Consider the following 12299-nt stretch of genomic DNA (forward strand, 5'->3'; position numbering starts at 1 on the left):
TATGCCCGTTTTCCCCCTGCGGTCATGGTTTCATCATTCCCCCTTCAGTACTAGACTCGTCAGCATGAAAGCGCATCTTCACTGGAATGGCGTTCACATGAGAACGCTTCAGACGAGCATCGACCCCGACAGCACAGCCCTGCGTGCGGTCACCCTTCCTTCTGTCTGGAGTGATGACGCCGCCCAGGCGCTTGTCCAGCTGACCCCGGCAGAAGGTGGGCCTGTCCGCCTTGCCAGTGAATCCGCCCGCTGGGTGGAGATGATCGACACCACCCCCCACCTGCCACACAGCCCACAGGATGCTCCGCCGGTCGGTCGTGGCCTGTCCTGCCTGCTGCTGATGCAGCAGATGGCACCCAACGCGGCTCTCTGGCGCAATGAGCCGGACGGGCAGCCCGGCTTCATCATCCGGCTTTCCGGTTTCGTGCAGGATGGCATTTTCGCCACGGAACATTTCGCAGCCTGCCTGAAGCTGGCCTGCGACAGCCTGCGTCGGCTGGATGCCGCACGGCGCCCCTACCGCAGCGGCGACCTTCCGCTTTTTGATGACCCTGCCCCCCGTGGCGACAGTGACGGTCCCGCCGGCATTGTCCTGCTGACAGACCTGGACGCCTGCCTGGCGGGCCTCGGGCTGGATTATGACAGTGACGAAGGCCGGGCCATTGCCACAGCCATCACCCGTTTCACACGGCTTGTTGCCCACGCCGGTACTGCAACGCCGGAAAAAGCCTTCTCCTGCCCGCAGGCACCAGACCTAGAGCAGGCCAGCATTGCCATCAGCGCCGCCACACAGTCCCTGTCCGGCCTTGCCACGATCGAGACCGGGTTCTCCTCCCCCGGGCCGGTCGATGCCCTGCTGGATGTGGAATCCTGCGGGCTCGGCCCAATTTTCTCGCTGGTCAACAGTCAGGGTGGGCTGCGTCCTTCCACTCTGGAGCGTCTGGCCCACAAGGGCCTCTCACCGGAAGCCGCCCTCGCCCTGACACTGGACGGACAAACACCCCTCCAGCCAGCTGGTGCCAAGGCACACGCCCTGATGCATGACGCTGTCCTGCCCTTCTGCGACCATCTGCCGGCCCTGCCCGAGCCGGAAACGGACGACCTCAAGGAGAAGCTGGGCCGTGGCGTCCGTCGTCCCCTGCCCATGCGTCAGGGGGGCTTCAGTCAGCGGACCTCCATTGGCGGGCACCGTCTCTTCATGCGGACCGGTGAATTTGAAGATGGCAGTCTGGCATCCCTGTCCCTCACCCCTCCTCGGGAAAGCCCCATGGCCCGTGGGCTGATGGAATGTTTCAGCCAGGCCGTCAGCATCGGCCTCCAGTTCGGCGTGCCGCTGGAGGTGTTTGTCGAGCAGTTCGCCTATTCCCGCTTCGGAGCCTGCGGCACGGTGGAAGGGGACGAAATGGCCAGCTATGCGACATCCATGCTGGATTATGCCTTCCGCGCCCTTTCGGAGGCCTATCTGGGCCAGCGCATGCCTGATGCCCCTGCCGAGTCCGGCGAAAAACAGCATGAAGCCCCCATGCTGCCCTTCGGGCCGGAGCAGGACGGTCCATCCTCCCGCCCCCGGAACAGGAAGCTGCGCCTCGTCGGCTGAGGCGCCATGCCAGAAATGCAGGGCGGGAAATCATTGACAGTGACTGAACAGCCTGTCTAGCTAGACCTGTCCAGCACGGGCTTCCTTTCCGATGGCGCTACGCCACGAAAGGAACGGAGCGCTGCCCCGCCAGATACGGCGGGGAGTTATGGGGGAACGCGCATGATCGATCACGATACAGCCAGACGTGAGCCGTTCGATGACCGTCTCGCCCGGCTGGAGCAGAAGGTGGCTCCCCGGACCGGGAAAGCGAAGCCGTCAGCCCTCTCAGAACAGTCCTCCCTCGGCATGGCCTTCCGCATCGCCAGTGACATGATTGCCGGTATTGCTGTTGGTCTGGGCATTGGCTATGAGCTTGACCGATGGACAGGATACAGGCCTGTGTTTATAATTGTGTTCGCCATGCTTGGCATGGGAGCCGGCCTGAGGAATGTCTGGCGTGTTGTGAATGTGATGGATGTCCCCGAAAGTGGGACGCAGAAAAACGGGAGAAGCCAGCGTGGCCAGCGGATCGACGATTGACGCGCTCGGGCAGTTTGAGCTGCATCCGATTTTTGGTTCTTTTGGTGAGGCCCTGTGCCTCTCCCAAGCCCCGCTGTACATGGTCATCAGTGTGGCTGTCGTGCTGGCGTTCCTCTATCTCGGCATGAAGCCGAAGGCTGTTGTGCCCGGTCGTCTCCAGGCTGCGGCGGAGGTCAGTTACGAGTTCGTGCACGGCCTGGCTGTCGATACCATCGGTGAGAAGGGCACGGCCTTCTTTCCCTTCGTCTTTGCCCTGTTTTTCTTCATCCTGGCCGGCAACTATATCGGTCTGCTGCCATTCTCCTATACATTTACCAGCCACATCGCCGTGACCTTCGCCCTGGCGATCACGGTATTCATTCTCTGCATCCTGACCTCGCTGCGGTTCCAGGGCATTGCCTTCCTGAAACATTTCATGCCGGAGGGGGCTCCGGTGGCCCTGTGCCCCATCCTGATCCCCATCGAGATTCTTTCCTACATCTCCCGCCCCATCAGCCTGTCCATCCGTCTGTTTGCCAACATGGTGGCCGGGCATGTGCTGCTGGAAGTCTTCGCAAGTTTCACGATCATGCTTGCCGGTCTCGGAGTTGTCGGCGATGTGCTGGCTGTCACTCCGCTTGTGCTCAACATCGCACTGACGGCACTTGAGCTGCTGGTAGGGCTGCTACAGGCCTATGTCTTTGCCATCCTTACCTGCATTTACCTGCGTGAGGCTGTCGATCACTGAGTGACCGATACCTCCACGTGTTTTCCTTCGCCCTGTCTTAAAGGAACCTGAACCATGGATCTTCTTCATCCCGCCCGTGAGATTGGTGCTGGTCTTGCCGTGATTGCTCTCGCCGGTGTCGGTGCTGGTATCGGCAACATCTTTGCCGCCTTGGTGAACTCCATCGCCCGCAACCCGGCTTCCCGCCCGCATGTGTTCGGTCTGGGCATGCTTGGCTTCGCCCTGACGGAGGCCATTGCCCTCTTCGCCCTGCTGATTGCCTTCCTTATTCTCTTCGTCTGAGGGCAGGACCCATGCGCCTTACGCCTCGTTTCCTCCTGTCTGCCGCCGCCCCCCTTGCGGCCTTACCGGGCCGGGCCGTGGCGGAAGGCATGCCCCAGCTCCACTTCAAGGATCCCCTGTTGCAGGGGCAGGTGGTCTGGGGTGCCATCATTTTCATCGTCTTCTACCTGCTTCTGAGCCGTTCCGCCCTGCCTAAGGTGGCGGATGTCATCAAGGCCCGTGAAGTCCGCGTCCGGAACGATCTGGACGTTGCCCGCCGCGCCCGCAAGGATGCCGACCAGGCCCAGAAGGAACTCTGCGAGGCCCGCGAGAAAGCCATGGAAGAGGCCCGCGCCACCATCCAGGGCATCCGCGATACGGCCAAGGAGAAAATCCGGGTTCAGGCAGAAGAAACAGCAGCCCGCCTGGAAGCAGAGATCAAGAAGGCTGAAGCGCAGATTGCTCTGTCCCGCAGCAATGCGCTGGGCAGCATCAATGAGATCGCATCCAGCACTGCTACGGTTCTGACAGAGCGCCTTGTTGGTACAGCCGACCAGCAGGCCATTGCCGCTGCTGTTGAACACGCCCATGCTGCGAGGAGCTAAGCATGTTTCATGAACCCCGCTTCTGGACAGCACTTGCTTTTGTCCTGTTCTTCGTCATCTTCGGTCGCAAGATATGGGCTGTTGTCACATCCAAGCTGGATGACCGGGCTGATGAGGTCCGCAAAAATCTGGATGAGGCCACACGTCTCCGCCGTGAGGCCGAGCAGATGCTCGAAGATTCCAGACGTGACCACAAGCAGGCTCAGGAAGAGGCCCAGGCACTGATTGCCAAGTCCAATGCTGAGGCCCAGCAGCTGCGTGCCCAAGCCGAAAGTGATGCGGCAGAGATTGTTGCCCGCCACGAAAAAATGGCCCGTGAGCGTATTGAAGCTGCCGAAAAAATCGCCCTGCGCGACATCCGCCGTGAGGCGGCCGCCTTGGCCCTGGCAGCTACAAAGGACGTTCTTGGTAAAAAGCTGGCTGAAGACCCCGACCTTGCCAACAGGCTCATCAATGATGGCCTGAAAGCACTCCCGCAAGCCTTTGGTGACAAAGCTGCGTAAGACATCATGACAGCCAGTGAGATGACCAGTCCCTTGCTGGCTGTCGTGATTACCGTCCTCAATGAGGGCGAGAATATCCTTCCCGTCTGTGCAGAAATCCGCACGGCTCTTGAGAGCCTGCCACCGGCAGAGATCATCTTCGTGGATGATGGCAGTACGGACGACACCCTCCAGAAATTGCAGGAAGCCCGCAGCACTATCCTGCCCGGGTTGCGTATTCTGTCCCATCCCTCCTGTCTGGGTAAATCTACGGCCCTGCGCACGGCCATCAGGGCCGCCCGTGCCCCATGGATCGCCACAATGGATGGAGACGGACAGGACGACCCTGCCTTCATCAAAACAATGGTCGAAGCCGCATGGAACCATGGTGAAGGAGCTGTCGGCCCTCTGGTTGTTGGCGTCCGCCGCAAGCGTCAGGACAGGCTCTCCCGCAGGTTTGCCACCCGTTTCGCCAATGGTCTGCGCCAGCATCTGCTCAAGGATGACTGCCCTGATACGGGCGGGCCGCTCAAGCTCTTCCCACGCGACCTGTTCCTCTCCCTGCCCCAGTTTGAAGGGCTGCACCGTTTCATCCCCGCCTTGATGAAAAGCTACGGCGCCCCCCTCATCTGCATCGAGACACGACACAGGGCCAGGCTTCATGGCCATTCCAAATATACCAATCTGCACCGGGCTCTCGTGGGGGTGCGTGACATGCTGGGGGTTCTCTGGCTACAGAACCGCACCCGTCGGCCACCACCACTGAACGAACTGTAAGACAGCAGCCTCTCTCCCCGCCCGGCACCGGACGACCCTTCTGACGATCCGGGCATCATGCCCGTTCATCCAGTGCGAACCGGAGTTTTCATGCCTCCAAAATTCCGTCATTACGCTCTGCTTGCCGTTCTGGCGTTTCTGGCTGCCTTGCCGGGGCGCATGAGCCTGCCCCCGCTGGACAGGGATGAACCACGCTACATGCAGGCCACAGCCCAGATGCTCTCTTCCGGCAATTTCCTGGACATACGCTTCCAGGACCAACCCCGCTATCTGCAACCAGCAGGCATCTACTGGCTGGAAGCCGGAGCGGTAAAGGCCTCCGAAATCATCACACAGGATGAAACGCTACGCCATGAAAGCTGGCCCTACCGTATCCCCAGCCTTCTGGCATCAGTCTGCAGCATCCTCCTGACAGCCTGGATCGGAACCCGTCTGTTCGGATTTTCTACAGGCCTGCTGGCGGCAGGCCTGCTCATGGTGGCACCGCTATTTGCCGCAGAGAGCCGGATGGCCACCATCGACAGCACCCTGCTGCTGGATATTCTGTGCCTTCAGGCCCTGCTGCTCTGCCATTTCACCGACATGCAGAAGGGCAGAACGACACCATGCCGTTCCAGCATCCTCTACTGGAGCGCTCTCGGGGTAGGGATGATGCTGAAAGGCCCCATTGTTCTCATCCCCGCCCTGGGCACCCTGATCTCACTCTCCATCTGTCTGCGCAGTACGGCACTCATCCGACAGTTGCGGGCCGGGTGGGGCTGGCTGCTCAGCGTACTCATCGTCCTTCCCTGGTGTCTTGGCATTGCTCTGGTCAGTCATGGTGAGTTCTTCCGCCGTGCCGTAGGCCACAATCTGCTTGGCAAAATTGCCCACCCGCAGGAAACACACGGCTTCCCCCCCGGCTATTATCTCCTCCTGTTCCTGCTCGCTTTCTGGCCAGGGGCTCTGGCAGCCATACGCTCTCTCCCAGCCCTCTGGCAGCGACGTGCCAAACCAGAGACCCTGTTTCTTCTCTGCTGGATCATCCCACACTGGCTCATCTTTGAGTGTCTGGCCACCAAGCTCCCTCATTATGTCCTGCCAACCTACCCGGCCATTGCCATTCTGGTGGCTGCCAGCCTGACGGTCTGGCCCCTCGTACCGCTACGTTCTCTCTGGACGAAACTGGGGGTGTCCCTCTACGCCCTCGCCTGGGGATTGGCCGGACTCCTCTTCTGCCTGGTCGGGCCAGTCCTGCTCTACAGGATGGAAGGCCACCTCTTTGCGGATGCGCTCATACCTGCCTTGGGCAGCCTGCCACTCCTTCTGGCAGGCCTCCGGCTCATCTGGAAACAGAACTGGTCCGGCGGGGCACTCTGCGCCATGGGTGCCGCCCTGCTGACCGAAACGGGCATCTTCCTCTGCGTCATTCCCCATCTGACCAGCATCCAGCTTGCTCCCCGCATTGCCGAGAGCTTCCGGGAGCTCCGCCCCTGTCCCGACAGCGCCCTGATTTCCCCCTCCTACAGGGAACCCAGCCTTGTCTTCCTTACCGGGGGCCGGGCCAGACTGCTGCCACCATCGCAAGCAGCCCATGAACTGCATGACCACGCACGCTGCGATCTGGCTCTCCTGGACAGGAAGGATGACCCAGCCTTCCAGCAGGAACTGGCCCGCCTTGGCACGGCGAGCATTCTGTATGACCAGTTTGACGGACTGAATTACTCCAACGGTCACAGGCTTCATCTGCGGCTCTATGCCAGCAGTGAAAAACCCACCCGCTGAAAAGGAAACTCATGCCTTGACCTGATGGCCGCCCTGAAGAGAAGCGGCTCGCTTTCATTAAAAAACTGACATAGAATGAACGGACAGAATATTTTGTGGGCAGGGCCATGTTGCAGAATTTCACTTCCCCCGTGCCTGTGGCAGGGCATACCGTCTCCTCATGACACAACAGGCTGTTCCCTCCCCCACCAAAGACAGCACCCCGCCTTCATGGTCCATTGACGATACGGCCAACGGGCTGTCCCTGACCATCCGGGGGGACTGGAAGGCCCTGCAGGATGATGTGGTGCAGTTCCCGGCAACTGCTCTCACCTCCTCCCACCCAGGGAGCGGGAAGACATTGTCCATCAACCCGGACGGACTGGGCAGCTGGGATTCCTGCTTCATCATGTTCCTGTGGACCGTCAAGCAGGCCGCCTGCCAGGCCTCCCTGACATTTGATGATCACGCCCTGCCGTCTTCCGCCCAGCGCCTTCTGGCTCTTCTGCCAGAAAAAGTGGAACAACCCGCCCCCCACCAGCAGGACCGGGAAAGCTTCTTTGCCCGTGTTGGCGGAAAGACGCTGGACATCCTGCATGAGACAGCCACATCCAGCGCCCTGCTGCTGGAAGTCATGCGGGGAGCTGTCGGGACGCTGCGTGGCAAAAACTCCATGCGTCTCAAGGACCTGCTTGTGGATGTCTGGAATGCTGGCCCCTCGGCACTGCTCATCGTCAGCATTGTCAATTTTCTGATCGGGGCCATCCTGGCCTTCGTGGGGCTGCTGGAATTACGCAAATTCGCAGCTGAAATCTATGTGACCAATCTGGTGGGCATTGCCTCCGCCCGTGAAATCTCCGCCATCATGACAGCCATCATCATGGCCGGACGTACGGGCGGAGCCTATGCAGCCCGCATCTCCACCATGCAGGGCAATGAAGAGATTGACGCTCTTCAGGTGACTGGCATCTCCGTGGCGGGCTATATCCTGCTCCCCTCCATTCTCTCGCTGATCCTCATGATGCCGCTGCTGTATCTCTATGGCACGCTGGTCTCGATTTTCGGCGGTTTTGTCGTCTCCATGACCATGATGAACATTTCTCCCACCGGATACTGGCTCTCCACCTTCAACGGCGTGGAACTGAGCCAGTTTGCCTTCGGGTTCATCAAGGCACTCTTTTTTGCTGGCTTCATCGCTCTGGCTGCCTGCCGGATCGGCCTGAAAGCCGGCCGCAGTGCTGCGGATGTCGGCATTGCCGCCACACGGGCTGTCGTCATCGGGATTGTCGGGGTCATCGCTCTGGATGCCGTTTTTGCCGTCCTCGCCAACGCCGCTGGAATCTGATGATGTCTGATAGAGAAACTCTCATTTCCGTCCGTGATCTGCAACTCTCTTTCGGGCCCAAGATCATCCAGCAGAATGTGTCATTCGACCTGAAAAAAGGCTCCATCTTTGCTGTCATGGGGGGCTCCGGCTGCGGCAAAAGCACCCTGCTGAGGAGCATGATCGGTCTTCTGCGCCCCACGGCAGGGCACATCATGGTGGGTGGGGAGAATTACTGGGAGCAGGATGACGCCCACCGCACGGCCATCAACCGCCGTTATGGCGTTCTCTTCCAGAGTGGTGCGCTGTGGAGCTCCATGACCGTGGGCGAGAATGTCGCCCTGCCGCTGGAGATGTTCACGGACCTCAAGCCTGATGCCATAGACCATCTCGTCCGCCTGAAACTGGGGCTGGTGGGGATGGAGCATGCCATCGATCTCTTCCCCTACGAGATTTCCGGCGGCATGAAAAAACGGGCTGGACTGGCCCGGGCCATTGCGCTGGAGCCGGACATCCTCTTTTTTGACGAACCCTCCGCCGGGCTGGACCCGATCACCTCCGCCCGGCTGGACGACCTCATCCTCACCCTGCGTGACGGACTTGGGGCTACGATCGTCATTGTCAGCCACGAACTGCCCAGCCTTTTCACCATTGCTGATGATGGCATCTTTCTGGATGCTGTCACGCACAGGCCCATTGCCAGTGGCTCACCCCGTGCCCTGCATGACAGCTGTACCCTCCCGGAGGTGACGGCCTTCATGCACCGCTCTGCTTCCATCCCTTCCCAGACAGAACAGAAGGCCGAACAGCATGTCTGAAACCACCAACAGAAAAACCCAGATCGGCATCTTTGTCGTCCTTGGGGGCGTGCTGCTACTGTTCATCATCATGACATTCGGGCATCTCCGCCTCTTCTCCAAAACACGGGACGTTGCCGTGGTGTTCCAGAACTCCATTGCTGGCCTGTCTGTCGGGGCCCCAGTCAATTTCCGTGGTGTGAAGGTCGGATCCGTCCAGAGCATCACCCTGCATTTCGACCCACAGGACCACAAAGCCTATATCCCGGTCATCATTACTCTGGAGACCGGGCAGATGCATGTTGTCCAGGACGATGCGGGGGGCAAGCAGGTCAATTTCCAGACAATGATTGACAATGGCCTGCGCGCCGGGCTGAACCTGCAGAGCCTCGTGACGGGGCAATCCAACATCGAACTGGACTTCGACAAATCCGTTCCCGCCACGCTGCATCCCCGCATCACAAAACTGCCGGAGATTCCTGTCCGGCTCTCCACCATGGAGAAGCTGAAAAACACACTGGAGCAGATTCCCATCAAGGATATCAGCCAGCATGCTGATTCCGCCCTGCTATCCGTCACGGAGCTGAGCGAGGGCCTGCGCCAGGACCTGCCCGGCCTCATTGCCAGCCTGAAGAGAACATCCGACCAGTCGCAGGAAACCATGCAGGTTGCCACTGCCACCATCAGGGACCTGCATACCCAGCTGGATGGGTCACTGGCAAAACTGGACCGACTGTTTGATACAGGTACCAACCAGCTTGAAATGCGTGGCAAGGATATCCACAGGACACTCCTCTCCGCCACAGCCACACTGGAGGCCCTGCAGGACATTCTCTCCGCCCGTTCCGTGGACCGAGCCAATCTGGATGCTGCGCTGCGGGATATTGCCGCAACGGCTTCCTCTCTCCGTGGGTTCGCCAACGATGTGGAACGCAATCCGCAACTTCTGCTTATGGGACGCCACCCATGATGTTTCCATCACGCCGTACTGTTCTTGCCCTTCTGGGAAGCTGCACCCTGCTTGCAGGCTGTGCATCTCCCCAGCTGCACATCTATACGCTCGGCATTCCTGTCCATACCGATACGAAATCCCTCCAGGTGTCTCCGCAAACAACCATCGTGCAGATCAGCCGGATCATCATGCCGGACTATCTGGACAGCCAGGAGATCATCACCCGTCAGGGGGAGGAAATCCGCCGCAGCCCCAACTCCCGCTGGGCATCCCGCCTGTCCCTTGGCATTACGGACCTGATCACCAACGAAGTGGCTGCCTCCCAGCATGACATCTTGGTGACGGACCAGCCCCTGGCCCAGGCAGCCGACATGCAGATCATGGTTGCCATTTCCGAATTCGATGTGGATGTGAGTGGTCATGCCATACTGAACGCCCATTGGGCCATTGTTCCGCATGATCGCCACAAACCGATGGTCCGCAACATTGCGCATCTCGCTGCCAACGGGCCTGTCAGGACAGATGCCGATACGGCCGCACTAATGCGGAAACTCGTAATTCAGCTGGCGGAGCATATCTCCAGATCCATCCCAGCAACACCGTAAAGCAAGACGGCCCCCGGGACTGAAACAGTGAACCAGTCCCAGCCCTCTTCCCCGATGCCATCCCAAACTGTTTTTCAGGAAAATCGTGGTGGAGCTAAGGGGAGTCGAACCCCTGGCCTCCTCATTGCGAACGAGGCGCTCTCCCAACTGAGCTATAGCCCCACAATCTGTCGTTCAAGACACCATGCACGCCATGAACTGTCAAGTCGTGACTGCCCAGCAATTGGTCTCGCCAGCCATGCAGAAGATTGTTACATGTGTGGGTCTGCATCTCCTCACGCCATCAGGAAGGATATCCGCCTGTGCATGCTGCCATCATCTATCTCCAGGTCATCAATCTCCTCATGGTGGTGCTGGATGTTTATACATGGATCATCCTTGCCTACTGCCTTGCCTCCATGGCCATCGGTTTTGGCGTCATAAACCCTCAGACCAACCGCTTCGTGAGTAGCCTTCTTGAGATACTGGCAAGGCTTGTGGAGCCCGTTCTGCAACCCATCCGCAATATTCTACCAGACACAGGCATGATGGACTTCTCCCCCCTCATCCTGCTCCTGGCCATTCAGTATGGCATTCCCTTCATCCTGAAGAGCATTTTCAGAATCTTCTTCCTCCCACAGGGCTGAAACGAAAAAAACCCCCGCCTGAAAATCAGGTGGGGGTTTTTCCTGTCCGATGAAGAGCTGATCAGAACACGGCAAACACAGCGGCTTCCGGTGAGATGGACCGGGACGTATTGTGCCCGGCCACCGGCAGGATCACACCGACAATCCCACCAACACTCGACGTCCAGTTATATTCAATCCCGGGCCCGACATTGAAGGCACCGGACCAACCCGTCCGAGAGTTGATGTATTTCTTTGAATAAACATTGTACCCATTGACCGAACTGGATGTAGCCCAGGTATGGTACAGGTCCAGCGCAAACACCCACTTCTTGGTGATACCCAGCTCGACTGAACCACCCTCATTCCCATAGGGACCGGCATGACCACGCCCGGTGAAACCTTTCTCTGTCCCATAACTGGTGATGTTGCGCAGTTTCGTACTGGCCACCGGATGGCGGACCTGCGCCCAAAGACGCACACGCATTGCATGGTCAAAAAACGGCAGGGCAAACTGGCTGTGCACACCATAGCGAAGTGCCCAGACACCCTGGCCAACCCCCTCTGACGCATTGGAAAGGTTCTTGTAATCACCTGTCGGGGTATTCACACCAAAATAAAGCGTGATGGACGGCGTATAATGCGGTGTCAGACGGTACTGGAACTCCACCGGCAGATCATTAAACTTCAGGCCGGAATGTTTGGTATGATTCCCCCAGCTATAGCTGTATGTCGGCAGCAGATAGATGGACAGATGGTCCGTAATACCATATTTCGCCAGCGAAAACTGGGAAATGGAATGCTGCCCCCCGGCTCCCTTCCGGGTATTGAGATGCCCGTTGGAATCAAACGCACCGGCAGGCAGGCCAGCCGCTACATAAGGCTCCACAGCAATCATGCCCGGGACAGGCAGAGCTGGTGAGGGAGAATAGAGGGACCCCGTATACCACTGCTCCGGCAACGGCTTGGAGGCTGGTTTCTCCGCAATGGACACGACCGGCTTCTGGGCAGCAGCCTCATGGGAAGAAGCCGCAACAGCCGTCCCCGCAGCTGCGCTGGCCGGCTGGGTAGCTTTGCCCGTTTTCTGGGCCGAACTGTCACCTGCTCCGTTACCGTTACTGGCCGCCACAGCCGTCTCCGCAGCATGCACATCTGCACAGGCACCGAAAGTACCTGCAAAGAGACTGGACAGAAGGGCTGCGTAACGCACGGACGTCTTCATCACGATAAACCATCATCCCATTGTTGTGATGAGAAAACATTACGACAGCAAAAAGATAGTTTGCAATAGAGAAATGAAAA

At 59.1% G+C, this 12299-nt stretch carries 14 protein-coding genes and 1 tRNA gene; 13 read left to right on the forward strand and 2 right to left on the reverse strand.

Features of this window, described 5'->3' with window-relative positions:
* Positions 1 to 64: 64 nt before the first annotated feature.
* The 12 genes from CPA54_RS06735 (at position 65) to CPA54_RS06790 (ending at position 10392) form a co-directional block, all read left to right on the forward strand.
* On the forward strand, positions 65 to 1597 hold the full coding sequence (locus tag CPA54_RS06735) for a vitamin B12-dependent ribonucleotide reductase (RefSeq protein WP_249085907.1): 1533 nt from the start codon (positions 65 to 67) through the stop codon (positions 1595 to 1597).
* A 162-nt stretch (positions 1598 to 1759) separates the two neighbouring features.
* Positions 1760 to 2119 (forward strand): AtpZ/AtpI family protein, encoded by a 360-nt coding sequence (locus CPA54_RS06740; RefSeq protein WP_043559245.1) that lies wholly within the window; start codon positions 1760 to 1762, stop codon positions 2117 to 2119.
* Positions 2097 to 2846, forward strand: a complete 750-nt coding sequence (locus tag CPA54_RS06745; protein WP_043559242.1) for a F0F1 ATP synthase subunit A — start codon at positions 2097 to 2099, stop codon at positions 2844 to 2846. The genes CPA54_RS06740 and CPA54_RS06745 overlap by 23 nt, the downstream gene beginning before the upstream one ends.
* A 54-nt stretch (positions 2847 to 2900) precedes the next feature.
* Positions 2901 to 3128 (forward strand): ATP synthase subunit C family protein, encoded by a 228-nt coding sequence (locus CPA54_RS06750; RefSeq protein WP_018979931.1) that lies wholly within the window; start codon positions 2901 to 2903, stop codon positions 3126 to 3128.
* Between the two features lie 11 nt (positions 3129 to 3139).
* Positions 3140 to 3712: a hypothetical protein gene (locus CPA54_RS06755; protein WP_081562459.1), complete on the forward strand. Its 573-nt coding sequence runs from the start codon at positions 3140 to 3142 to the stop codon at positions 3710 to 3712.
* 2 nt (positions 3713 to 3714) lie between these two features.
* The gene (locus CPA54_RS06760) at positions 3715 to 4215 is read left to right on the forward strand and encodes an ATP synthase F0 subunit B (RefSeq protein WP_081562458.1); all 501 of its coding nucleotides are present in this window, start codon (positions 3715 to 3717) and stop codon (positions 4213 to 4215) included.
* Positions 4216 to 4236: 21 nt separating this feature from the next.
* Complete coding sequence (locus CPA54_RS06765) at positions 4237 to 4971, forward strand: glycosyltransferase family 2 protein (RefSeq protein WP_408610228.1); 735 nt, start codon at positions 4237 to 4239, stop codon at positions 4969 to 4971.
* Between the two features lie 90 nt (positions 4972 to 5061).
* Complete coding sequence (locus CPA54_RS06770) at positions 5062 to 6735, forward strand: glycosyltransferase family 39 protein (protein ID WP_249085908.1); 1674 nt, start codon at positions 5062 to 5064, stop codon at positions 6733 to 6735.
* Between the two features lie 160 nt (positions 6736 to 6895).
* Positions 6896 to 8059 (forward strand): ABC transporter permease, encoded by a 1164-nt coding sequence (locus CPA54_RS06775; RefSeq protein WP_249085910.1) that lies wholly within the window; start codon positions 6896 to 6898, stop codon positions 8057 to 8059.
* A gap of 2 nt (positions 8060 to 8061) precedes the next feature.
* Positions 8062 to 8856, forward strand: a complete 795-nt coding sequence (locus tag CPA54_RS06780) for an ABC transporter ATP-binding protein (protein ID WP_373364560.1) — start codon at positions 8062 to 8064, stop codon at positions 8854 to 8856.
* The gene (locus CPA54_RS06785; protein WP_043559217.1) at positions 8849 to 9805 is read left to right on the forward strand and encodes an MlaD family protein; all 957 of its coding nucleotides are present in this window, start codon (positions 8849 to 8851) and stop codon (positions 9803 to 9805) included. The genes CPA54_RS06780 and CPA54_RS06785 overlap by 8 nt, the downstream gene beginning before the upstream one ends.
* On the forward strand, positions 9802 to 10392 hold the full coding sequence (locus CPA54_RS06790; protein WP_086441836.1) for a membrane integrity-associated transporter subunit PqiC: 591 nt from the start codon (positions 9802 to 9804) through the stop codon (positions 10390 to 10392). The genes CPA54_RS06785 and CPA54_RS06790 overlap by 4 nt, the downstream gene beginning before the upstream one ends.
* Positions 10393 to 10478: 86 nt before the next feature.
* Here CPA54_RS06790 and CPA54_RS06795 read toward each other — a convergent pair.
* Positions 10479 to 10554 (reverse strand) — tRNA-Ala (locus tag CPA54_RS06795).
* 140 nt (positions 10555 to 10694) lie between these two features.
* Between CPA54_RS06795 and CPA54_RS06800 the strand changes: the two genes are divergently transcribed.
* Complete coding sequence (locus tag CPA54_RS06800; RefSeq protein WP_227431471.1) at positions 10695 to 11018, forward strand: YggT family protein; 324 nt, start codon at positions 10695 to 10697, stop codon at positions 11016 to 11018.
* 61 nt (positions 11019 to 11079) lie between these two features.
* Here CPA54_RS06800 and CPA54_RS06805 read toward each other — a convergent pair whose 3' ends face one another.
* Positions 11080 to 12219 carry a hypothetical protein gene (locus tag CPA54_RS06805; protein WP_052348983.1) on the reverse strand — a complete coding sequence of 380 codons (1140 nt, stop codon included), beginning with the start codon at positions 12217 to 12219 and terminating at the stop codon, positions 11080 to 11082.
* Between the last annotated feature and the right edge of the window lie 80 nt (positions 12220 to 12299).

This window comes from Parasaccharibacter sp. TMW2.1890 (assembly GCF_023337645.1).
Lineage (GTDB): Bacteria > Pseudomonadota > Alphaproteobacteria > Acetobacterales > Acetobacteraceae > Bombella > Bombella apis.

Coding starts and splice junctions, on each gene's coding strand:
- CPA54_RS06735 (WP_249085907.1), top strand. CDS start 65: ATGAAAGCGCATCTTCACTGGAATGGCGTTCACATGAGAACGCTTCAG.
- CPA54_RS06740 (WP_043559245.1), top strand. CDS start 1,760: ATGATCGATCACGATACAGCCAGACGTGAGCCGTTCGATGACCGTCTC.
- CPA54_RS06750 (WP_018979931.1), top strand. CDS start 2,901: ATGGATCTTCTTCATCCCGCCCGTGAGATTGGTGCTGGTCTTGCCGTG.
- CPA54_RS06755 (WP_081562459.1), top strand. CDS start 3,140: ATGCGCCTTACGCCTCGTTTCCTCCTGTCTGCCGCCGCCCCCCTTGCG.
- CPA54_RS06760 (WP_081562458.1), top strand. CDS start 3,715: ATGTTTCATGAACCCCGCTTCTGGACAGCACTTGCTTTTGTCCTGTTC.
- CPA54_RS06765 (WP_408610228.1), top strand. CDS start 4,237: ATGACCAGTCCCTTGCTGGCTGTCGTGATTACCGTCCTCAATGAGGGC.
- CPA54_RS06770 (WP_249085908.1), top strand. CDS start 5,062: ATGCCTCCAAAATTCCGTCATTACGCTCTGCTTGCCGTTCTGGCGTTT.
- CPA54_RS06775 (WP_249085910.1), top strand. CDS start 6,896: ATGACACAACAGGCTGTTCCCTCCCCCACCAAAGACAGCACCCCGCCT.
- CPA54_RS06780 (WP_373364560.1), top strand. CDS start 8,062: ATGTCTGATAGAGAAACTCTCATTTCCGTCCGTGATCTGCAACTCTCT.
- CPA54_RS06785 (WP_043559217.1), top strand. CDS start 8,849: ATGTCTGAAACCACCAACAGAAAAACCCAGATCGGCATCTTTGTCGTC.
- CPA54_RS06790 (WP_086441836.1), top strand. CDS start 9,802: ATGATGTTTCCATCACGCCGTACTGTTCTTGCCCTTCTGGGAAGCTGC.
- CPA54_RS06805 (WP_052348983.1), bottom strand. CDS start 12,219: ATGAAGACGTCCGTGCGTTACGCAGCCCTTCTGTCCAGTCTCTTTGCA.